This is a genomic window from Lederbergia wuyishanensis (assembly GCF_022900255.1).
Classification (GTDB): domain Bacteria; phylum Bacillota; class Bacilli; order Bacillales; family Bacillaceae_C; genus Lederbergia; species Lederbergia wuyishanensis.
Genome location: NZ_JALIRM010000001.1, coordinates 893,128 through 915,371, shown reverse-complemented (window position 1 = coordinate 915,371; position 22,244 = coordinate 893,128). Strand labels below are relative to the sequence as shown.

The window sequence follows — 22,244 nt, the reverse complement described above, 5'->3', positions numbered from 1 at the left end:
TGAATGATAAGTCTGGCAATATGCTAGGGGGTACCATAAGAAAAATGTCGGAAAAAAAGAAAAGACGGCACTTATTAAGAACCATAATATTAGTGATTCTGACTGCCGCAGTCGTATATACATTATATGCAAATTTTACAAAAGATAAGCATGAAAAAATTGCAGTCGGTGATCAGGCACCCGATTTCGTTCTAATGGATATGGAAGGTAATAAACATAAGCTTTCTGATTATAAAGGGAAAGGCGTATTTTTGAATTTTTGGGCAACTTGGTGTAAGCCATGCGAGCGTGAGATGCCTTATATGGATAATCAATATCAAGCCTTTAAGGACCATGGTGTAGAAATTCTCGCGGTTAATGTAGGTCAACCTGAATTTTCAATCAAAAAGTTTGTTCAAAAGCACGATTTATCTTTTCCAATCTTGAAAGATTCAAATAAAGACGTAATGGGTGTTTATGATATTTATAATTTACCGGCAACAATCTTAATTAATCCTGAAGGAAAAATTGTTGAAATAATTGAAGGAGAACTGCCAGAAGAAAAAATAATAGCTATGATGGAGAGCATCAAGCCTTAAGTAGGAGAGCTTAATCATGAAAGAAGTAAAATGCGAGTGTGGGCACGTAAATCCACCAGGTACGATTTTATGTGAAGCTTGTGGGTTAGCCCTGACGGAAGAGGCGCAAAAAGAAACCTTGCATGATATGCGCTACGAGGGAAGTGCCCGTAGATCTCAAACATATAACAAAAGTATAATAGATAAGATTTGGAATTTCTTTTCATCTGTTAAAGTAGGTATTTGGTTAATAGTTATCACATTGACCGCTTCATCTCTAGGAACATTATTACCTCAGGTTATGTATATACCAAGAAATGTTGATCCTGCTACATACTATTCTGATCAATACGGGATATTTGGAACTTTATATTATGTTCTTGGTTTTCACGATTTGTATAGTTCTTGGTGGTATTTGCTCCTTATTGCTTCAATCGGGGTATCGCTTGTAATTTGTAGCATCGATAGATTCGTCCCACTTTATCGTGCTTTGAAAAACCAACGTGTTAGTAGACATGAAGGTTTTTTAAAGAGACAAAGGGTATATAAACGTGTGGAGGCAACCAACCAAACGAATCAAGACTTTGAACTTGTTAAGCAGCGCTTAAAAGAAAAAAGATACAATATTCGAGAAGAAGATGGGAATTTATTAGCTGAGAAGGGTAGATTTTCTCGCTGGGGTCCTTATGTAAATCATATTGGACTCATTATCTTTCTCATTGGTGGGATGCTTAGATTTGTTCCAGGAATGTATGTGGACGAAGAATTATGGCTTCGCGATGGCGAGATTAAAACAATTCCAGGAACGAACAAGCAATATGTTCTGGAAAATAAGAAGTTTACGATGGAATTGTATGATAAAGAAAAAGATAAACAAGTATACGGAGCGGCCCTTGATCGAGTAGGGAATGTAGTAAAAAGCTTTAATTCGGATGTCGTTCTTTATGAACGTAGCCCTGACACCACAATTGGGGATAATGATAATCTTACCAAAATAAAAGAAGCTGTTATACGAGTGAATGAACCTTTGAAATTCGATAACTATGCTGTATATCAAATAGATTATAAACTTGATGAATTTAAAACGATGACCTTTAATTTTTTGAAAAAGGCAAATGAGGAAATCAAAGGCGAAGTCACTATCGATTTATTTGACCCGCAGGAAGAATATGATTTAGGAAAAGGGTATAAAGTACAACTTCTTGGTTATTATCCTGATTTTTCTGGGTTCGCAGAGAATGGAGAGCCTCAGACAGATTCACAGACACCTAATAATCCAGCTTTTTTGTTTAATATGATTTCACCTGAACATCCTGACGGGGAAAAAAGTTTTACAGCCATTAGACAAACATTAGAACCACTTGGTGAAACAGAATATAAAATGACTTTTAAAGGGATTACTACACAAAATGCTACTGCTTTAATAGTCAGGAAAGATTTAACTCTATGGATTCTTGGAATTGGCGGAGCTATATTTATGCTAGGTGTTATTCAGGGTTCTTACTGGAATCACCGCCGTATTTGGTTACAAAGAATAAAAGGAGACGTCTTAATCGCCGCTCATACTAATAAAAATTGGTATGGCTTAAAAAGAGAGATTGAGATGATTCTAAAAAATACTTCAATACCGGAGCCAGACGATCAGAATGACAAAAAATCTGACGAGAACGAGAAAAAAGAGTAAGCAGTAAAATGTAAAAAGTAAAATCTCAGCCTATACTAATTACCCACGTCCTGTACGAGGGACTATGTATTTATGGCGAAGAAAGTAGGAAAACAAATGAAGGATCTCGTACAATTGAGCGGTAATCTTTTAGAAACTGCATTTATTTTATATTTAGTTGCAACACTATTTTTTGGTGGCGGAATTAGAGAAAATAGAGGTCGAGATAAAAATGCAGGACCTAACAGATGGTCAAAAATTGCAATTTTTATTACGATTCTCGGGTTTCTATCACAGATAGGATATTTTATATTACGTTGGATTGCGGGCGGACATGCTCCAGTTAGTAATATGTTTGAATTTACTACGTTTTTCGGAATGATGTTAGTAGGAGCATTTATCGTTATTTATTTTATCTATAAATTGAATTCATTAGGTATATTCGCACTTGCCGTTGCTATGCTATTAATTGCATATGCAAGCATGTTTCCTAAAGATATTAGTCCACTCATACCTTCTTTAAATAGTCATTGGCTTTATATCCATGTGACGACTGCGGCTATTGGGCAGTCCATCCTTATATTAAGTTTTGTTGCAGGAGTTATTTATTTATTAAAAGCTGTGGATACAGAAGCAAAAGGGAAACGATCATTTTGGTTGGAAGCAATCATGTACACAATGGTACTAGCAATTGGTTTCATGGTTGTATCAACAGCTTTTTCGATTGCGGATTACAAAGCGGATTTTAATTGGATTGATAAAGATGGTAAAGAGAGAGTTGCTTCTTATGCAATGCCAGCTCTTGTGGGACCACATGAAGGTGAACTTATAACACAAAATAAACTTAACCCAAAAGTTTATATGCCAGCTATCATTGATGCAAAACGATTGAATTCTGTTATATGGACACTTATCACAGGTACTTTTCTATATTGGGTGATTAGATTAATTTTCAGGAAACGCATTAGTACCTTAATAAAACCACTTGTTAAAAAAGTTAATTTAGATTTAATAGATGAAGTAGGCTATCGCTCCGTTTTAATTGGATTTCCTGTATTTACGTTAGGAGGCCTCATATTTGCGATGATCTGGGCTCAAATTGCTTGGACACGTTTTTGGGGATGGGATCCTAAGGAAGTATGGGCGCTTATTACATTCCTATTCTATGCTGCATTTCTTCATTTGCGCCTTTCAAGAGGATGGCACGGTGAAAAGTCTGCATGGCTAGCTGTTATTGGATTTGCGATTATTATGTTCAACCTTATTGCTGTAAATCTAGTCCTTGCAGGATTACATTCGTATGCTGCATAAGACTAATAAGTGGCCTCACTCTTTAAGTGAGGTCTCTTTTATAATATGATGTAAATATAATCTGTTTATTTGCCTAGGGGGATTGTATATGGAACAAAAGGTTAGAATTCTTGTTGTTGATGACGAAGATCGTATTCGAAGATTACTTAGAATGTATTTAGAACGCGAAAATTATGAAATTGATGAAGCAGATAACGGAAACGATGCACTGGAAATGGCATTACAAAACGATTATAGTTGTATTCTTCTTGACTTAATGATGCCAGGAAAAGATGGTATTGAAGTATGTAACGAATTGCGTGAGCAAAAAGCTACACCTGTAATCATGTTGACGGCAAAAGGTGAAGAAACGAATAGAATTCAAGGATTTGAAGCAGGAACTGATGATTACATAGTGAAACCATTCAGTCCAAGAGAAGTTGTGTTAAGGGTAAAGGCATTACTAAGAAGAACTTCTCAAACTGAATTTTCACAAACAGGTGCATCTACAAGGGATATCATTGTCTATCCGCATTTATCAATTGACCATGATGCCCATCGTGTAATGGCAGATGGAAATGAAGTTAATTTAACACCAAAAGAATACGAATTGCTTCACTTCTTGGCAAAATCTCCAGATAAGGTATTTGACCGTGAACATTTATTAAAAGAAGTTTGGCAATATGAATTTTTTGGAGATTTAAGAACAGTTGATACACATGTAAAAAGACTTCGTGAAAAATTAAATCGAGTATCAGAAAAGGCAGCAGGGATGATTGTAACTGTTTGGGGAGTAGGCTATAAATTCGAGGCAGGTAATGAATGAGATTATGGCGTAGTGTTGTAGGAAAACTATGGATGACTATTCTTCTCTTAGTTTCGTTTGTATTGATCATCTTGACGATGCTTCTTCTTGAATTTTTCCAAAAATATCATGTAAGTCAAATTGAGCAAGGATTGACCGAGCAGGCTACGAAAATTTCACGTATTATCGAAGCGCACGCTCATGATGGACTCGGAGAAGAAATAGTATTAGAAATATTAGATGAGCCCTTAGGAGTAGCGATTGCCTATAACAAGGATGACTTTTTGTTTTCTCCTTATGGCTCATATAAAGGAATCATTCCTGTTGATATTTTTTTAAAGGATAAGGAATTAGTGAAAGTTTTTACAGAACGAAAAAAAGTAATGAAGGAAATAGCTCCTTCTGATATTGATTTAAAAGGGAACAGATATGATAATCTTATTGTAGCAGGTGTTCCTCTTAATATTGATAACCAAAAGGGTGCTATTTATATATACCAATCCCTAGCTGTCTTAAAAGAAACAACACAAAAAACGACGAAACTTATATTGCTAGCTGCAGGGATTGCAATTATATTAACAACATTTTTTGCCTTTTTCTTATCAACAAGAATTACATCGCCTTTAAGAAAAATGAAAGAAGCAGCCTTTGAAGTGTCAAAAGGAAAATTTGATACTAAAGTTCCTTTCTTAAGTCACGATGAAATCGGTGAATTAGCGATTGCCTTTAACCAAATGGGAAAAAGGCTTAAAATTAATATGAGTGTTTTAAGCCAAGAAAAAGAGCAATTAAAAAGTATTTTAAGTAGTATGGCTGATGGTGTTATGACATTTAGCCAAGGGGGATCGATATTAATTACAAATCCCCCAGCAGAACGATTTTTGCAACAGTGGCACTATGAAAGCGATGACGAAGCGGATCCAGTACCTCCTGAATTGGCAAATCTTTTATCAGAAGCAATAAAGACGGAAACAGAACAAACAGGAGAACTTATATTGCAAGGTCGCTATTATGTCATAATTGTAAGTCCTCTATATACTCAAAATCAGGAAAGTGTTAGAGGTGCGGTTGCCGTCATTCGAGACATGACGGAAGAAAGAAGACTCGATAAATTGCGAATCGATTTTGTTGCAAACGTATCTCACGAGTTAAGGACTCCGATATCGATGCTTCAGGGATATAGTGAAGCAATTATAGATGATATAGCTGAGTCTGAGGAAGATAAAAAGGAACTAGCTAAAATCATTTATGATGAATCATTACGTATCGGTCGACTTGTTAACGAATTATTAGACTTGGCAAGGATGGAAGCAGGACATATTACTCTTAATTATGAAGATGTTGATATCGAAAAATTTATTAATCGTATTATGAATAAATTCGGTGGGGTCGCCAAAGAAAATAAGGTTGATCTTCAAAATAACATCGAATCGCATGGTGAGTCTTTCCATATGGATCCTGATAGAATTGAACAAGTATTGACGAATCTCATTGATAACGCGATCCGACATACTCATGAACATGGCTCCATTATTATTACTCAAACAAGAAATTCAAAAGGAATAACGATTTCCGTCCAAGATAATGGATCAGGTATTCCAGAAGAAGATCTCCCTTTTGTTTTTGAACGATTTTATAAAGCTGATAAAGCTCGTACAAGAGGTAGGGCTGGAACAGGTTTGGGCTTAGCAATCGCAAAAAATATAATTGATGCGCATAACGGTCATATTTCCGTCCAAAGTAAATTAAGAAATGGAACAACATTCACATTCTTTATTCCGGAAATTTAGGTGAATATGTAGAAAGTTGATAGAAAATCTTGTTTCATGAGAAACACAAAAAAAAACGGATTGGATAATCTTAAGTAAGGTTGTTCAATCCGTTTTTATATGGGAAAATAAAAATAAATAAAATAAATTTTTAACATATTTGTAATAAATTATTATGTAACTTTATTCCTGAAAAAACGACTAATCCATTAACGGGGGAGGGGAAAGTATGAACTCCGTCTTTCATGACCTATATACAAAATATCATCAAGATCTTTTTCAATTTCTTTATTATATGGTTAAAAATCGAGTAGAAGCGGAGGATTTAGTGCAAGAAGTCTACATCCGTGTATTGAAAGCTTATGATAAATTTGAAGGGAAAAGTTCTGAGAAAACTTGGCTTTTTTCCATTGCTAAAAATGTAGCAATTGACCACTTTCGAAAGCAAAGGGGTTGGAAGGATCGCTTATTTGATAAATTCGATTGGGAGCGCCGAGAAATTAAAGATTCAAATCTCCTTCCTGAAGATACAGTTATTCAAAATGAGGAAGTAAAGATTTTGAAGGAGTGTCTGGATACGTGTACGACGAATCATCGTATCGTATTAATTATGCGCTATTTAAATGGCCTTTCCATTGCTGAAACAGCGGAGGCTTTAAATTGGAGCGAAAGTAAGGTAAAAACTACACAACATAGAGCACTAAAAACAATAAAGGCAAAAATGGAAAACGAACGGAGAAAGGAGGAAGATCATCATGCGTCAATCTGATCGTGAAGATGATAAAGTTGTCCAATTATTTAAAAAGCTGCCAACAGTAGAAGATAAGCGATCGATGGATGAAATTTATCGAAATATCAAACTAGGCATGAATAAAAAACAAAAGAAGCCAATTTTTGTTCCTGTTTTAACAAGTGTTGCCGGACTTTTAGTATTCTTACTCATCTTTCCGTTCATTTTTCAAACATCACCGATAGATTACTTAAGTTCTCAATCTAAAGTTCAAGAGTCTGCAGATTCTGGCAGTACGATGAATCAGGCAGCTGAATCAAGGAAACTAGAAAAAGATATGAATAAAGCTGATGAAAAAATTACAATGTATACGGAAGAAGCAATGGATGTTAAATCTACTTTGAAAACAGCTGTTTACGAAGAAGAAACAGCAGGAAAAGAAGTGTATACTTTTGGTGTAGTTACTACAAAAGATGGCGTAGCTATTCCTATTACATTATTAGAGCAAGAAAGTACAGATGGAGATTGGTTAAAACAAAACCGAGAAAAGGCAAAAGCGTTCAATGCTCAAGCTTATGGTTTTAGAGATTTTTCTACATTATTAGAGGCAATGAAAATTAATGTAGAAGCAAAAGAAGCTCATATCACCATTAATCCGGAAAATCGTCCGTTTTTTGAAACAAATGAGTATCAATTAGAGTATATGGTTCAATATTTAATGCGATCTAAAAATTTTAGAGTTGTTAAATTTGTAAATGAAAATGATGAACCTGCTGAACTTTCACATTTTGGAATTGTCCCAGATGTTGAAATCCAAAAGAATATGAAAAAAGCGTATTTCCTATACCCTGTTTCTAAAGACTCAGAGTATCTCGTACCAGCCGATCTTATTTCAGACAGTCTTGCAGATGCCTTAAAAGATATGAAAAATAAACCGAACGATTTTTATAAAACTGTAATTCCTGATGCAGTTTCTGCTGAAGTTGTAAAAGAAGATGAGTCGGATGTAACAATAAAGTTTGACAAACGAATTGAATTGGATCAAGGCGACCAATTAAAAAATATGCAACTTATTGAAGGTATTTTATTAACAGCAAAAGAATTTGGAAAAAAGGAAGTTCAGTTTGAAAACATAGAACCATTGCAATGGGAAAGTTTTCAATTCGATCAACCTATTAAGGTCCCAATCGCACCTAATCTAATTAAGCGATAATTGAAGCTTGTTTTCCTCTTCACATGGGAGAGGAAATAGTGTATAATTGCATATGAAAACAACAAATACGATTCATCTTCGGGGCGGGGTGCAATTCCCCACCGGCGGTTATGAGGCCTAGCCTACAAGCCCGCGAGCCTTTTACAAGGCAGGATTTTGGTGTGATTCCAAAGCCGACAGTATAGTCTGGATGGGAGAAGATGAAGGATGCCTTGTGTTCAAAATTGCAGGTTTTGAACGCTTTTTAAAGCATGCCTGATTAAACTCCCTCGAAGAAAATTTCTTTGAGGGTTTTTTATTGGTGCATACTAAGGCTCCTTTCTTCCACAAGGGATGAATCTCTAAGGAGAGAGGAAAATGAAAAAATTAGGTGTAAAGTCATTCGTAACAATTGGAATGCTTAGTAGTTTGTCATTTATTTTAATGCTGGTCAAATTTCCGATACCACCATTTCCGCCATACTTAACGGTTGATTTTAGTGATATCCCTGCAATTATCGCTGCGTTAATGTTTGGACCAATCGCTGCAATTCTAGTGGAGCTATTTAAAAACATATTGGATTATTTTATAACAGGCAGTGGAACAGGAATACCGATTGGGCATATTGCCAATTTCCTGGCTGGAATCTTGTTCGTTTTGCCTACTTATTATGTCTTTAAAGTTTTAAAGGCAAAGTGGGGATTAATGATTTCCCTTATTGTAGGAACAATTTTCATGGCCGTTTTCATGAGTATTTTCAACTATTTTGTTCTTTTGCCTGCATATATTGGATTGCTTGGCTGGGAACCTATGAGTAATGCAGCACTACGAAAAATGGTTGTTGCATCTATACTTCCATTTAATGTTGTGAAGGGAATTATAATAACAATCGTATTTATTTTGCTATATAGCCGTCTTGGCAGCAGATTAAATAAAAATATGACAGTTAAAAATGTATAATACAAAAGGAGATGCATATTTGCATCTCCTATTCATATTTTAACGGATCGCCATCAAATGGCGCATCCGCTACCTTAATGGAATCTGTTGGACAACCTTCGAATGCATCTATTAAATCATCTTCTAATATTTCCGGAACTTCTGCTGTTCCTTGATTATTATCAAGAACTACATAGGCAAGACCCTCATCATCATAATCATATATATCAGGCGCCGATGCTCCACAAGCTCCACAAGCTATACAAGTATCTTTATCAACAATCGTGTATTTTGGCACGAATTGAACCTCCTAATCCTCATCTGCAATCAAAAAAGCACTAATGGTTTAACTACATATATATTTTAAGTCTCTTAAGATGACTTTTCAACCAATATGGAAATGGGAACATCTAGAGCATTGTCGAATTAGATCATAAAAATGTAAACATAGTCGAAAAAAAGAATACATGGTAAAATATAGAGACAAAAGTTATGAGGAGAAGCTTAATTATGACTTTTTTGCATGCTTTGATATTAAGATGTTTGGATTCAATAAATGGTGAACGAACAGTGTACTCAGTATATCATTTACTTGCAGGAAAGAAATCCTCCCAGACAATTCAAGATGCTCATTTATACCAATTATCTCACCTTTTTAAAACGCTGCCGGGGTTAAAAAGACAGCAATTTAACATTTATATTCAAGAACTTTGTAAAAAAACATATATATCACTCCAAGAAGAGAAAGCAAAGTGTGTAGTAACTGAAGAAGGAAAGCAAGCGTATTTTCATTACTTCGAAGAACGGAAGGAATTAAAGTACATTCACGGATGGAAATTTCAAGATACTTCCATTCACTTTTGGAAAAGATTAACGTTGTTCGTCCAAGTATTATCTCATATTAATCATTCTGTAAATCGTTATTTCCCTATTCAGCGGGACGAAGAAATACTTGCTTGGGTAAGAAACTTTTTTGCAACATATAGCGGTGATCGCTTGCAGATTTCCAAAGAATTATATGTTGAATTACACGATGTGTTTTCTAATGATTTTCCGGAGGATCCATATTTTATAGTTTCACGACTTAGTGGATTTGAAATGATTGGTCTAACCCAAAAACAAGTTTCTGTTCTTTTTGGTCTAGAGGAATTAGAATTATATTTCCGATTTTTAAATGGGGTGCATTACCTGGTTCAGAAGGTTATTGCGGCAAAAGACCAATATCCAATTTTATATTCTTTAACTTCTGACATTTATAGACACTTACAGCTTACCAATTCAACAGTTCGTACATACAAATTACTAAAACAAGATTATACAATTTCTCAAATTGCAAATATGAGAAATATTAAAGAAGGTACAGTAGAAGATCATATTATTGAAATTGCTTTAATGGATTCTCAATTTTCTATTGAGCCATTTGTTGAAGAAAAACAGGCAATAGAAATATTAGAAACGGCAAAACAACTTGGCCAAAAAAAACTAAAACCAATAAAAGAAAAAGTGAAAAATAGCTCCTATTTTCAGATTCGCCTAGTACTCGCGAAGGCAGGTGAAAAAATGTGAATAAAGAAGAAACTTTAAAAAAGATATTTGGATTTACATCGTTTAGAAGTGGGCAAGAAGAGATTATTGACGCAATATTAGAAAATTCAGATGTGTTAGCGATGCTTCCTACTGGAACAGGAAAGTCTCTTTGCTATCAACTGCCTGGATATGTTTTAAAAGGAACAGTTCTAGTTGTTTCTCCTTTAATTTCTTTGATGCAGGATCAAGTTGAACAACTCAGAATGATTGGAGAAAAGAGGGCAGTAGCACTTAACTCTTTTTTAAACATAAAAGAACGGAATAATGTATTACAAAATCTCTCTCGTTACCGATTCATATACATTTCACCAGAAATGTTAGGTTCGGAATATATTATAGAAAAGCTTCAATCAATCCGCATATCTTTATTCGTAATAGATGAAGCACACTGTATTTCTCAGTGGGGACATGATTTTCGTCCTGATTATTTAAATCTTGGATCTATTAGATCAAAACTAGAAGATGCTCCAGTTCTGGCATTAACCGCAACCGCTACGAAAGAAGTACGGAATGATATTAAACAATATTTACATTTAAATAATCCGAAAGAATTTATTTATTCTGTAGATAGGCCAAATATTAGTTTAGTTGTTGAAAAATGTGAAAGTCACATAGAGAAAAGACAAAGGTTAATTGAATTAGTTAGATTTTTAGAAAAGCCGGGTGTCATTTATTTTTCCAGCAAGAGGCTTGCCGAGGAAACGGTAGATTATTTACGTCAAAATGGCTTTCTCAATACGGCTGCATATCACGGTGGAATGGAACAAGAGCAACGGATATTGATCCAACAACAATTTTTATATGGCCAAATAAATATTGTATGTGCCACAAGCGCTTTTGGAATGGGAATTAATAAGAACGATCTTAGATTTATAATCCACTATCATGTACCTGGACAAATAGAATCATATTTACAGGAAATTGGAAGAGCCGGCAGAGACGGGGAACCATGCATTGCAATCATGTTGTATTGCAGCGGAGATGATGCATTGCAGATTCAACTAATTGAAAATGAGCTCCCAAGCTTTTCACAAATAGAATCATTTTATTCATTGCCAAATCAAAGCTATGAACAAATGCAAGTGGAACATAATTTAACTGAAACCCAATACCGATTTTTAAAGTTTTATCACTCATCCAATTTAGAGATTGAGCGAGTAAAAGAAATAAGACAAAATAGATATTTACTTAAAGTAAATAAATTTCAACACTTAATGAAGTGGGTACATTCCAACGAGTGTAGGAGAAACCGTATTATGACTTATTTTAACGAAAAATTAATCCAAACTCCTTCAAATTGCTGTGATGTATGTAAAATCAATCTTAAAGACTTTCAAGAAAAAAAGAAAATCAACCAAAATTCGGTTCATTATTCTTGGGAAAATAGACTGCAACAATTATTGCTCCTAGAAAGCGAAACAGTATGAAAAAAAATAGACAAGCAGAAATCGCAAAGCATTTAACTGGTAAAGAACTTGTTTTTCATTTACTTCTGACACAATTGCTACTGGTGGTATTAGCCTCTTTCCTAAGTTGGATATTTTTTTCGGATATGTCAGCATTTTTAAACTTATTTCAATGGGAGAATGTTTGGATTATTTTCGGTATTTGCAGCGGTTTAGCTGTTGTTATATTTGATTTGTTATTAATGAAAAAAGTTCCCAGTGAATATTATGATGATGGTGGAATTAATGAAAAGATTTTTTCCGATATGCCAATATGGAAAATTGGTTTACTTTCCATATTAATCGCTTTTGCGGAAGAAATGTTATTCCGTGGAGTAATACAAACAAATTTCGGTTTTTGGATTGCTAGTATCACATTTGCACTCGTTCATATTCGGTATTTATCAAATTGGTACTTATTGTTAAATGTATGTTTATTAAGCATTTGGATTGGCCTCTTATACGAATGGTCCAATCATCAAATTCTACCAGTAATACTCATGCATTTTACGATTGATTTTCTGTTAGGAGTTAAAATGAGTCGTAATTCCATCCATAATGATTAAGAGAAGGGAATATAAAATGTCAAATTTTGAAAAAGAAATGCAACGCGATTCAGACGAGCTTGTAAATAAACTTCCATCAAGGATGGAAGTCCACGGTCATAGAAATCGAAAAAGAAAAAATAAAAGAAGCAGTGATGAAGAGCAGCCAATGCAAAAGAAAGTTAGACTTTCTATTCCGCTCATTTTGCTTGTTATTCTTCTTTTACTTCCTGGTGCATATGCAGTCTATTTATTTAATAAAGAAAATATACCTACTTCTACTTCTGCAAACGGAGTAGGAGAAGAAATATCCTTTGAGGAAGATAATAGTAATGACACGTCAATCGATCATAAAGATTCATCAAAAACTCCAGTTGTAGTGGACGATAAAAAAGAAGATGAAGAGAATACTTATGACAATGGATCAAAAAATACTGATGCTGAGCAAAAAGAAGAGGACAAATTACCTGAAGAGCCAAAAGTTGATGATCAAAAACCTATTGATCAAAAATCACCTGAAAATCAGACTGATAACCAAAGCGATAAAGTAGAACAATATAAAAAGAATGAAGAGGTACAGCAAGAAGAAGGAAAAGTAGTTTACCATACTGTAAAAAAAGGGGAAACACTTTTTAGAATTTCCATGAACTATTATAAAAGCCAAAGCGGGATTGAAAAAATAAAAGCTGCGAATGGAATCACTGCTAATGAAATTAAAGAAGGCCAAACCTTAAAAATCCCTCTTCCGTAATGGTCATACTTCGGCTATCTAGTTCATATTATCTAATATGGACTAGATGTCGGAAGGTGAATTGATGGAACAATTTTTGGTGGATTTAGGTGATCATACCGATCAAACGACAAAACAAATGCTACAAAATTTAATTAACAAAAGGATTAAATATAACCGATATAAAAATTTACATTTTCTTATGCTTACAACCGCCTTTGTATTTGGATTATTCGTTTTTTATTTTTTTTATAGAACAACGATTGAGACAAGTACTAATTCCATACTTGACACTTTTTCTATATTTATAAAGAAAAACCACTTTTTAACTCTCTTTTTCGTTGCCTTTACTTTGTTTGGTTCAGTAAAAGTGATTTTTGAAAAAAAAGAAAAATATGAAAAGGAATATCACGCATTAAGATGTGAAATCATTGATAAAAGCAAAGACTTATGGAAAGACGACAAATGGAAACAAAGGCATAGAGTATTTGAACAGATGAAAAATAAATACGATATTAATTTATACCATCAAAGTAAATGAGTTTATTTTGAAAGTCAGGTTTTTACGTAAAATCGACAAAATATGAAACAATAAGAGTAAAGATATTGATTAGGATTGAGTATGTCTTATGAAAATTCACTCATTGTTTTTTTTTTGTCCTTTTTTTATTGCTAAATCCAAATAAAAATATGTATGCGGAAAGCAAAGAAAACATTTTTATAAAAATAGATTTGTGGTCAAATGAACTTTTAATGATAGAAAAAGAGGAAGTAATAAAAGATACCCGATTGCATCTGGAACAGATTCATCACCTACACCGATTGGCATATTCTAAGTAAATTAAAGCAAAATCGTGGGGTGGAGGCTTTGGTACAAGATGGCTAGGGATGACTGTACCTGGGGCATGTTGGGATTCATCGGACTAATAAACCAAGATTTATTGGTCAAAGCGTAAGTAGCGGCTGTATTAGGATGCGGAATGAAGATGTTGAACAATTGTATGAAATAATTCCCAGAGGAGCGAAAGTTCACATTGATGGGCCAATCACTGGAAGTGGAAAAGGGGAGTATAAAAATCTTTCAGTAGGTTCAAAGGGAAATTTAGTTCAGCTCGTACAAGAACGGCTAAAAGGTATGGGTTTATATCAAGGACCTATTGATGGAATTTACGATATTCGAACTGAAAATGCAGTAAAAAACCTCAAAAAAATCACCTATTATCTGTAAATGGGGTTATTTATATACTTCTTGGGTTAATGGAATAGACAAAAAGATAGTAACTATATCTAACATGACAAAAGCAAAAGTGCAATATATTAGAACTAGTATATAATGATTTCATCTTTTACCAATTTTCCGTTTATTGATAAATGTAACACACCGCTTGTAAAGCTCCAAACGGTGTGTTTAAGTATATGAACATAGACAAGAAGATTTTTAAAATATATGTTTTTTATCTCTTTCCTCTTTCAGTATTTCCACGGCTTCCCTAAACCGTTGCGAATGGATAATTTCTCTTTCTCTTAAGAATCGAAGGCTGTCATTCAAATCTGGATCATCACTCATATTAATGATCCACTGGTATGTTGCCCTTGCTTTTTCCTCCGCTGCAATATCTTCATATAAATCAGCAATTGGATCTCCTTTAGCTTGGATATATGTGGCAGTCCATGGAACCCCACCTGCATTTTCGTAATAGAGTGCTTTTTCATGATTTGCATAATGGGCACCTAATCCAGCTTCTTTCATTTGTTCGGGCGTGGCGTCTTTTGTTAGTTTATAAACCATTGTGGCAATCATTTCTAAATGAGCAAATTCTTCAGTTCCAATGTCAGTTAATAACCCTATAACTTTATCTGGAATGGTATAACGTTGATTTAAATAACGGAGAGCTGCAGCAAGCTCTCCATCGGCTCCTCCATATTGTTCTATTAGAAATTTTGCGAGCATCGGATTACATTGACTAACTCTTACGGGATATTGAAGTTTCTTTTCATACACCCACATATAGACTATCCCCTCCTACCATAAATGTGAATAATCTCCCTACATGTTTTTTTACACTTGCCATGGCCACGGAGCTTCTTTCCAATCCCATGGGTATTTTGAATAGCTGCCACCGAAGCTTGTCAGTGCCCCAAATTCTTGTTCAAATTGCTGTTTTACTTTTTGTCTCGTTTGGACATATGCATTATATTGTTGGATTGCTTCGTGGTCGTTTGGATGTGTATCCAAATACAATGTTAATTCTACTATTACGAAATCAACCGCCTGTAGTTCTTCCATTAATTCATAATATCTTTGAGGCAACTGCTTCATGAGTCTGCTTCCTCCCTTGCCCTTTCATAAGGACTATAATAAGGATCATAGAAAGCTTTCCATAGAGTACCCTTTTTTAACGCTTCCCTCGGTGAGAATTGTGGTAAATTTGGTGGTTGAAATCCCATGTATAAATTAGGTGGAGTGGAAAATGTTTTAACGGTTATTGGGGGACAAGGGTCAAAAGGGCTTATATAAGGCATGTAAGATTTATAAAAACTTGGCATACAATACCTCCCTAAACTGTCATCATTCCATTGTATGAATTATTACTCGTCTTAATTCGAATAGGCAACAATAGAATTAAGATATAAACTAACGAACATGATATAATTCTTATTATCCCAAAAGGAAATAAGGTGATGTTATGGAGATTATTATTATCGCTGTAGCTATTTTTGCGGTAATTCTTATCCTTTATATGTATCGTAAAGCATTTAGGGATGATATTAAATTTGAAACTTTTCATTTTTCAAACTTCCCTAAAGAAATAGGCTCGTTCCGAATCTTTTTTATTTCTGATATCCATAAGCGTGATATTAGTGCGTATATTTTAGATCAGATTAAAGGAAAAACGGATATAGTTATAATTGGTGGCGATTTAACTGAAAAGGGAGTTTCTCTCTCAAGGGTAACTAATAATTTAGTAAAACTTAAAAGTATAGCCCCCGTTTTCTTTGTATGGGGAAACAATGATTACGAAATGGACCCTTCTTTATTACGAAAAGCTTTTCACTCAAAAGGTATTAACGAACTTTTAAATTCGGTTTATTACATAAAAGAAAATGGCAAAAAAATTGCACTAATAGGTTTAGATGACTTTTCTCAAGAATTACCCGAACTTGATTTATTTATGGAAAAAATTAATGAGGATTCGTTTAATATTTTAATTTGCCATAATCCAGAGACCGTTCATATGGTACCTGAGATTCAAAAAATATCTCTAATATTAAGTGGTCATACTCACGGTGGGCAAATTAGAATTTTCGGAATGGGTCCATACAAAAAAGGTGGAATTAAAAAAGTGGAGGACACGATCCATCTCATCAGCAATGGATATGGTACGACTCTTGTGCCGCTTAGACTGGGTGCTAATGCAGAAACCCATTTAATTACAATTAAAAGTGAGAATTCTGATTGACCATTACCATGAACCATCCAACACCTCTTTCATACAATGGGGTAAGAGCAACATTCAGGGGGCGGTTTCATGAAGCTGGAGCGCATATCGGCGAATCAAATAAAGTATTCCATTTCATTCGAAGAGTTATCATGTAAAGGATTCTTACAGGAGGAAATGGTAAAGGATACATTCATATGGGATTCCTTGTTTGATGAAATGCTTGATGAGGCAAGCCGTATATATGAGCTAGACACATACGGTGCCGTATCAATTGATATATATTCATTAACGTCTAAGGAATTAGTATTAATTTTAACCTTGGATGAAGAAGACGTGAAAGATACGCCAACTGAAAACAAAAAAAAACATCATTCAGTTAATGGTCATGTAATTGTTGCTGCGTTTGATGAAGTTGAAAATTGTATTTCAATGGCAAAAAGACTTTCAAATCTTAATGCTCAATTACTTCATAGCTCCTTATTTTTCTTTAACTCCAATTACTTTTTGGCTATTAATAAAGAAGGGATTAGACAAGACACTCTTTATGGAATCTGTGAGGAATATGGAGACCTGGTAAATATGCCTATTGTGTTTTTAGAGGATTATGGAAAATTACTTATTAAGGATAATGCCATACAAGCTTTGAATCATTACTTTTGAATCATAATCTTTGCACGATATTTGGAAATCTCCTATCATAATAGATAGGAGATTTTTTAAAGAAAATATAAGGCTACATCATTAAGTACAAATCTACTAGAGGAGCCTTTGATTTGTAAGAAGGAGAGTCGTCAAATGCAACGTGAAGATTGTATTATTGTGGGGGGAGGGCCGTGTGGACTAGCTGCGGCCATTGCTTTGAAAGAAATTGGAATGAACCCTTTAATTATAGAAAAAGGAAATATTGTGAATGCATTATTTCACTATCCAACACATCAAACATTTTTCAGCTCAAGTGAAAAATTATCTATTGGAGATGTTCCATTTATTACTGTTGAAAGGAAGCCTAAAAGAAATCAGGCTCTTACATATTATCGGGAAGTAGTAAAGATAAAAAATCTGAGAATCAATCGATTCGAAACGGTTGAAAGTGTTAGAAAGGAAAATAATACTTTTAAAATAAAAACAAGTATACGTAACTATGAAGCACATTACGTTGTTATTGCAACAGGTTATTATGATCATCCTAATTATATGGGAATTCCTGGTGAGGAATTAAGTAAGGTTTTCCATTATTTTAAAGAAGGTCACCCTTATTTCGATACAGAAGTATTAGTAATTGGCGGAAAGAATTCAGCAGTGGACGCAGCTCTTGAATTACATAAAGCGGGTGCTAAAGTGACTTGTCTCTATAGGGGTAATGATTATTCTCCAAGTGTAAAACCATGGATAATACCCGAATTTCAAGCATTAGTCAGAGGCAATGAAATCAATATGATTTTTAATGCGAATCTTGTTGAAATTAAGCCAGAATCAGTAATTTACGAAGTAGACTCAGTAAAACATGAAATAAAAAATGACTTTGTATTTGCAATGACAGGCTATCATCCGGATCATAATTTTATTCGAAAAATGGGTGTAGAAATTGAGTCTGATTCAGGAAAACCATTGTTTAACGCAGAAACAATGGAAACGAATATTGAAAATCTTTTCATTGCTGGGGTTATAGCAGCTGGGAATGATGCCAATGAAATTTTTATTGAAAATGGACGACATCATGGAGGAATTATTGCGAATTCTATTTTAAATAAATTAGATGGGAAAACTACCTAACATTTCATTGAACCAAATAAGATATTTAGAATAATGTAAGTAATTAATAAAAAAATTTATTATGCCACTTGCAATAACGCTGAGATTAAAATCTTGGCGTTTTCTTATTGTCTCATGAAGTATCATTGTAAGTATCGAAATCCAGATAATCTTTTCGTATGAAAGTAGGAGAATTCTTATTTTGAAATTTTGAATCTAGCCAATATAAACGTCATTCTAAAAAGGGATGTTATTAATAAAGCATTTTAATATCAACTTTTCCATGTTACCATTAAGGAAATAGAAAGGAAAAGAGGAATAACTATGCTAGGCGTGTTGTCTGCTGGTATTGCTCCTGGATTAGCTCTTATTAGCTATTTTTATTTGCGCGATCAATACGAGCAAGAACCCGTAGTAAATGTATTTAAGATTTTTTTATTTGGTGCCTTTCTAACTTTTCCAATTATGTTTCTTCAGTATGTCCTCGCAAAGGAGGGGGTACTGGGGAACGAAATGTTACACTCTTTTATTTCGGCTTCTTTACTGGAAGAGTTTTTTAAATGGTTTATTATTTTCTTTGCTGTCTATGAACACGCAGATTTTAATGAGCCTTATGATGGAATTGTATATGCGGCAAGTTTATCACTAGGCTTTGCTACTGTTGAAAATATATTATATTTAATAGCAAACGGTATCGAATATGCCTTTGGTCGTGCTTTGTTCCCTGTATCTAGTCACGCTTTGTTTGGTGTTTTTATGGGTTATTATTTCGGGAAAGCGAAATTTAATATAAACGGAAAAAGTAAACAATGGTTACTAGCTTCTTTTTTGGTACCTTTTGTTTTACACGGATTGTATGACTACATTTTGATATCTGGAAAACAATGGCTCTATTATATTCTTCCTTTTATGCTATTACTTTGGTTCTTTGGTCTCAGGAAAGTGAAGCATGCTCATATACTAACAAAAAAATATCATTTTGATAAGCAAAAAGACAAAAACGCTGTAATTTGATTAAATACAGTGTTTTTTTGTTTTTCTAAGAAAAAATATTTTTACATTTTTTTGCTGTTTTTTACGAAAGTGGACATTTACATTACGTGAAGAATCGCAAGAAAGCTTCAAGTAAAAGAAAAATTCAACTAAATATCTGCTTCCTGTAGAATCTTTTTATTCCTATCATTTTGTGGACTTTACGTTGATGAATAGTTAAAGATATTTAAGGTCTGACTTCATTCATAAAGAATTTTTTGTATAAAAACCAACGATAATCGGAAACTAAACCTATGAAAACGATTGTTGGAGGAAATGAAATGAGATATTACAAAATGGTAAGACTTATCTTGCTTTTATTTTTATGTACCTTAATGATATCCACCACAAATGTAAAAGAATCAAACGCATTTACCAATCAAGTAATTCAATTAGGTGCTGTAGGGGATGATGTAATTGAACTACAGGCGAGGCTTCAATACATCGGTTTTTATACAGGAAAAATTGACGGTGTATTTGGATGGGGTACTTATTGGGCACTAAGGAATTTTCAAAATGATTTTGGGATGAAAGTAGATGGTTTAGCAGGTTCGGAAACAAAAGAAAAACTCGTAAAAGCATCTAAATATAACAAGCAATTTGTTAAAGAACAAATAAACAAAGGGAAATCTTTTAGCCATTATGGAGGAACAGATTTAGCTAAACAAACAGGACCAGGCAAAAATACTACGACGCCACAAAAGCCTACTGCCACTAATACTCCAACAGGATTTTCCCAAAATGATATCAATTTAATGGCTAATGCTGTGCACGGAGAAGCAAGAGGAGAGCCTTATGAGGGTCAAGTTGCAGTAGCCGCTGTTATTCTAAACCGTGTAAATAGTGCTTCATTCCCTAATACTGTAGCTGGAGTGATCTTTGAGCCGGGTGCATTCACTGCTGTTGCAGATGGTCAAATTTGGCTGACTCCGAATGAAACTTCGAAAAGAGCGGTACTAGATGCTATTAATGGTTGGGATCCTTCAACGGGTGCGCTATATTATTTTAATCCCAATACAGCCACAAGTGCTTGGATTTGGACAAGACCACAAATCAAACAAATCGGAGAACATATTTTTTGCATGTAATTAGGAGGTGACTTTAATGATAAGAAACATATTGATAGTTGTTCTAACAATTGGAATTGCTGGCACCGCCTATTGGGGATACCAAGAACATCAAGAGAAAAATGCAATTTTAATAAACGCAGAAAATAATTATCAAAGAGCTTTCCATGATTTAACTTATCAGATGGATAATCTTCATGAGAAAATAGGGACTGCATTAGCTATGAACTCCAAAAAATCTTTGTCCCCTGCCCTTGCAGATGTATGGAGAATAACATCAGATGCACGTGGTCAAGTTGGTCAGCTCCCGTTAACATTATTACCATTTAATAAAACGGAGGATTTTTTAACGAATATTGGTAATTTCAGCTATAAGACTGCCGTAAGAGATTTAGATAAAGAACCATTATCAAAAAATGAATATGCATTATTGAAAAAAATGTATGGGCAAAGTGATGAAATTAGAAATGAATTAAGAAAAGTTCAGCATTTAGTATTGAAAAATAATTTGCGTTGGATGGATGTAGAATTAGCTCTCGCATCCGGAAAGGAAACTACTGACAATACTATTATTGATGGATTTAAAACAGTAGAAAAGAGAGCCAAAGGATATGATGAAGAAAATTTGCAAGACCCAACAGTTGTTGCTTTTCAAAAAAAGGAACAAAATTTTGATCATTTAAAAGGGAAAACCATTACTAAAGAAGAAGCCCTTACTCTTGCTAAAAAGTATTCAGCGATTAAATCAGTTAATGAATCTAGAGTTGTTGAAAATGGAAAAGGTTCTCCATTTGAATTTTATAGTGTCAATCTTGACGACGGAAAAGGTGACGGGGCAAGTCTAGATATAACTAAAAAAGGTGGATATCCTGTATGGCTTATTAATCATAGGGATATTGGAAGTCAGAAGGTAAGTTTAAATGATGCAATGAATAAGGCAGATGATTTCTTAAAAAATCATGGATATAAAAAACTAGAACCTGCCGAAAGCATGCAATATGATACGGTCGGATTGTTTACGTTTGTGACCAATCAAAACGGAGTAAGGATTTATCCTGAATCCATTAAAGTGAAGGTAGCCCTAGATAATGGACAAATTATCGGGTTTTCTGCAAATGATTATTTAAAAGGAAGAAGAGACAGGCAGATCTCAAAGCCAAGGCTCTCACTTGAGGATGCAAAAGGCTATATAAATACAAATGTTAAAGTAATGGAGAATCGTCTTGCGATTATTATGAATGAACTAGGTAATGAAGTTCTCTGTTATGAGTTTATTGGTACGATGGATCATGACACCTACCGAATGTATATTAATGCAGATAATGGGATTGAAGAAAAAGTAGAAAAATTAAAAAATGCTGAACCAATTTATGAAGAGACAATTTAACTGTAGAAAATGGGCAGAATGATTAGTTCTGCCTCTTTTTTATAAAAAGCATAAGTTTTTTACTAAATATATCTTTGAACATTAGTTTTGCTGCTAAATACCCAGAATCGGATTCGAGGTCAAAATCTTTTACGACTATTTAGCAAAGAACAACTTTTTTCATAACAATTGATTTTTATCCATTTACAGACCCTTGCGCTTTTGTTCGAAGAGAAAAAGAATTAGGTTTATATAAAATTTTTGAACACGGTTTGCATTTTAGATATTTAACAGTCCGTCTAAGTCAAATTTCCCTCAGAATCTTATTGGAT

24 protein-coding genes and 1 riboswitch are annotated in these 22,244 nt (G+C 34.1%); of the genes, 20 read left to right on the top strand and 4 right to left on the bottom strand.

The features are described 5' to 3' along the window. Positions 1–44 precede the first annotated feature (44 nt). The 8 genes from resA to MT489_RS04460 all read left to right on the top strand — a co-directional run bounded on the left by resA (position 45) and on the right by MT489_RS04460 (position 8,966). On the top strand, positions 45–578 hold the full coding sequence (gene resA, locus MT489_RS04495) for a thiol-disulfide oxidoreductase ResA (RefSeq protein WP_244680288.1): 534 nt from the start codon (positions 45–47) through the stop codon (positions 576–578). Between the two features lie 16 nt (positions 579–594). Next, entirely contained in the window at positions 595–2,241 is a 1,647-nt protein-coding gene (locus MT489_RS04490; protein ID WP_244680287.1) for a cytochrome c biogenesis ResB family protein, read from the top strand. A 72-nt stretch (positions 2,242–2,313) separates the two neighbouring features. Further along, on the top strand, positions 2,314–3,531 hold the full coding sequence (gene ccsB, locus MT489_RS04485) for a c-type cytochrome biogenesis protein CcsB (RefSeq protein ID WP_280518481.1): 1,218 nt from the start codon (positions 2,314–2,316) through the stop codon (positions 3,529–3,531). 88 nt (positions 3,532–3,619) lie between these two features. After that, positions 3,620–4,336, top strand: coding sequence for a response regulator transcription factor (locus MT489_RS04480; protein WP_244680286.1), 717 nt, complete (start codon positions 3,620–3,622; stop codon positions 4,334–4,336). After that, a complete protein-coding gene (locus MT489_RS04475) occupies positions 4,333–6,105 on the top strand; it encodes an ATP-binding protein (RefSeq protein WP_244680285.1) in 1,773 nt (590 codons plus the stop codon). The genes MT489_RS04480 and MT489_RS04475 overlap by 4 nt, the downstream gene beginning before the upstream one ends. 208 nt (positions 6,106–6,313) lie before the next feature. Next, on the top strand, positions 6,314–6,853 hold the full coding sequence (gene sigX / locus MT489_RS04470) for an RNA polymerase sigma factor SigX (protein WP_244680284.1): 540 nt from the start codon (positions 6,314–6,316) through the stop codon (positions 6,851–6,853). Further along, positions 6,840–8,027, top strand: a complete 1,188-nt coding sequence (locus tag MT489_RS04465) for a GerMN domain-containing protein (RefSeq protein WP_244680283.1) — start codon at positions 6,840–6,842, stop codon at positions 8,025–8,027. The genes sigX and MT489_RS04465 overlap by 14 nt, the downstream gene beginning before the upstream one ends. A gap of 70 nt (positions 8,028–8,097) precedes the next feature. Beyond that, positions 8,098–8,233: riboswitch (FMN riboswitch) on the top strand. 151 nt (positions 8,234–8,384) lie between these two features. Then, the gene (locus tag MT489_RS04460) at positions 8,385–8,966 is read left to right on the top strand and encodes an ECF transporter S component (protein WP_244680282.1); all 582 of its coding nucleotides are present in this window, start codon (positions 8,385–8,387) and stop codon (positions 8,964–8,966) included. Between the two features lie 28 nt (positions 8,967–8,994). Here MT489_RS04460 and MT489_RS04455 read toward each other — a convergent pair whose 3' ends face one another. Next, complete coding sequence (locus tag MT489_RS04455; RefSeq protein ID WP_220155497.1) at positions 8,995–9,243, bottom strand: ferredoxin; 249 nt, start codon at positions 9,241–9,243, stop codon at positions 8,995–8,997. A gap of 212 nt (positions 9,244–9,455) precedes the next feature. Here MT489_RS04455 and MT489_RS04450 point away from each other — a divergent pair, with 212 nt between their 5' ends. The 6 genes from MT489_RS04450 to MT489_RS04425 all read left to right on the top strand — a co-directional run bounded on the left by MT489_RS04450 (position 9,456) and on the right by MT489_RS04425 (position 14,480). After that, the gene (locus MT489_RS04450) at positions 9,456–10,511 is read left to right on the top strand and encodes a YpbB family protein (RefSeq protein ID WP_244680281.1); all 1,056 of its coding nucleotides are present in this window, start codon (positions 9,456–9,458) and stop codon (positions 10,509–10,511) included. After that, the gene (locus MT489_RS04445; RefSeq protein WP_244680280.1) at positions 10,508–11,959 is read left to right on the top strand and encodes a RecQ family ATP-dependent DNA helicase; all 1,452 of its coding nucleotides are present in this window, start codon (positions 10,508–10,510) and stop codon (positions 11,957–11,959) included. Before MT489_RS04450 ends, MT489_RS04445 begins: the two co-directional genes overlap by 4 nt. Further along, the gene (locus tag MT489_RS04440) at positions 11,956–12,543 is read left to right on the top strand and encodes a CPBP family intramembrane glutamic endopeptidase (protein WP_244680279.1); all 588 of its coding nucleotides are present in this window, start codon (positions 11,956–11,958) and stop codon (positions 12,541–12,543) included. Before MT489_RS04445 ends, MT489_RS04440 begins: the two co-directional genes overlap by 4 nt. A 16-nt stretch (positions 12,544–12,559) precedes the next feature. Then, the gene (locus tag MT489_RS04435) at positions 12,560–13,273 is read left to right on the top strand and encodes a LysM peptidoglycan-binding domain-containing protein (RefSeq protein ID WP_244680278.1); all 714 of its coding nucleotides are present in this window, start codon (positions 12,560–12,562) and stop codon (positions 13,271–13,273) included. Between the two features lie 64 nt (positions 13,274–13,337). Beyond that, complete coding sequence (locus MT489_RS04430; RefSeq protein ID WP_244680277.1) at positions 13,338–13,793, top strand: DUF2663 family protein; 456 nt, start codon at positions 13,338–13,340, stop codon at positions 13,791–13,793. 351 nt (positions 13,794–14,144) lie between these two features. Continuing rightward, positions 14,145–14,480 (top strand): L,D-transpeptidase family protein, encoded by a 336-nt coding sequence (locus MT489_RS04425; RefSeq protein ID WP_307415239.1) that lies wholly within the window; start codon positions 14,145–14,147, stop codon positions 14,478–14,480. Between the two features lie 210 nt (positions 14,481–14,690). Here the strand turns inward: MT489_RS04425 and MT489_RS04420 are convergent, their stop codons facing one another. The 3 genes from MT489_RS04420 to MT489_RS04410 are packed head-to-tail and all read right to left on the bottom strand — an operon-like array spanning position 14,691 to position 15,799. Further along, positions 14,691–15,260 carry a manganese catalase family protein gene (locus MT489_RS04420; protein ID WP_244680276.1) on the bottom strand — a complete coding sequence of 190 codons (570 nt, stop codon included), beginning with the start codon at positions 15,258–15,260 and terminating at the stop codon, positions 14,691–14,693. 51 nt (positions 15,261–15,311) lie between these two features. Next, the gene (locus tag MT489_RS04415; protein WP_244680275.1) at positions 15,312–15,572 is read right to left on the bottom strand and encodes a spore coat protein CotJB; all 261 of its coding nucleotides are present in this window, start codon (positions 15,570–15,572) and stop codon (positions 15,312–15,314) included. Continuing rightward, positions 15,569–15,799: a spore coat associated protein CotJA gene (locus MT489_RS04410; RefSeq protein ID WP_244680274.1), complete on the bottom strand. Its 231-nt coding sequence runs from the start codon at positions 15,797–15,799 to the stop codon at positions 15,569–15,571. The genes MT489_RS04415 and MT489_RS04410 overlap by 4 nt, the downstream gene beginning before the upstream one ends. Before the next feature lie 140 nt (positions 15,800–15,939). On the opposite strand from MT489_RS04410, the gene MT489_RS04405 reads away from it, so the two are divergent. The 6 genes from MT489_RS04405 to ypeB all read left to right on the top strand — a co-directional run bounded on the left by MT489_RS04405 (position 15,940) and on the right by ypeB (position 21,933). After that, positions 15,940–16,713 carry a metallophosphoesterase gene (locus MT489_RS04405; protein WP_244680273.1) on the top strand — a complete coding sequence of 258 codons (774 nt, stop codon included), beginning with the start codon at positions 15,940–15,942 and terminating at the stop codon, positions 16,711–16,713. A 69-nt stretch (positions 16,714–16,782) separates the two neighbouring features. Then, positions 16,783–17,355, top strand: a complete 573-nt coding sequence (locus MT489_RS04400; RefSeq protein WP_244680272.1) for an adaptor protein MecA — start codon at positions 16,783–16,785, stop codon at positions 17,353–17,355. 135 nt (positions 17,356–17,490) lie between these two features. Continuing rightward, positions 17,491–18,468 (top strand): YpdA family putative bacillithiol disulfide reductase, encoded by a 978-nt coding sequence (locus MT489_RS04395; protein ID WP_244680271.1) that lies wholly within the window; start codon positions 17,491–17,493, stop codon positions 18,466–18,468. 303 nt (positions 18,469–18,771) lie between these two features. Beyond that, entirely contained in the window at positions 18,772–19,461 is a 690-nt protein-coding gene (prsW, locus tag MT489_RS04390) for a glutamic-type intramembrane protease PrsW (protein WP_244680270.1), read from the top strand. A 299-nt stretch (positions 19,462–19,760) separates the two neighbouring features. Further along, a complete protein-coding gene (gene sleB, locus MT489_RS04385; RefSeq protein WP_244680269.1) occupies positions 19,761–20,567 on the top strand; it encodes a spore cortex-lytic enzyme in 807 nt (268 codons plus the stop codon). 16 nt (positions 20,568–20,583) lie between these two features. Beyond that, complete coding sequence (ypeB, locus tag MT489_RS04380) at positions 20,584–21,933, top strand: germination protein YpeB (RefSeq protein WP_244680268.1); 1,350 nt, start codon at positions 20,584–20,586, stop codon at positions 21,931–21,933. Positions 21,934–22,244 lie beyond the last annotated feature (311 nt).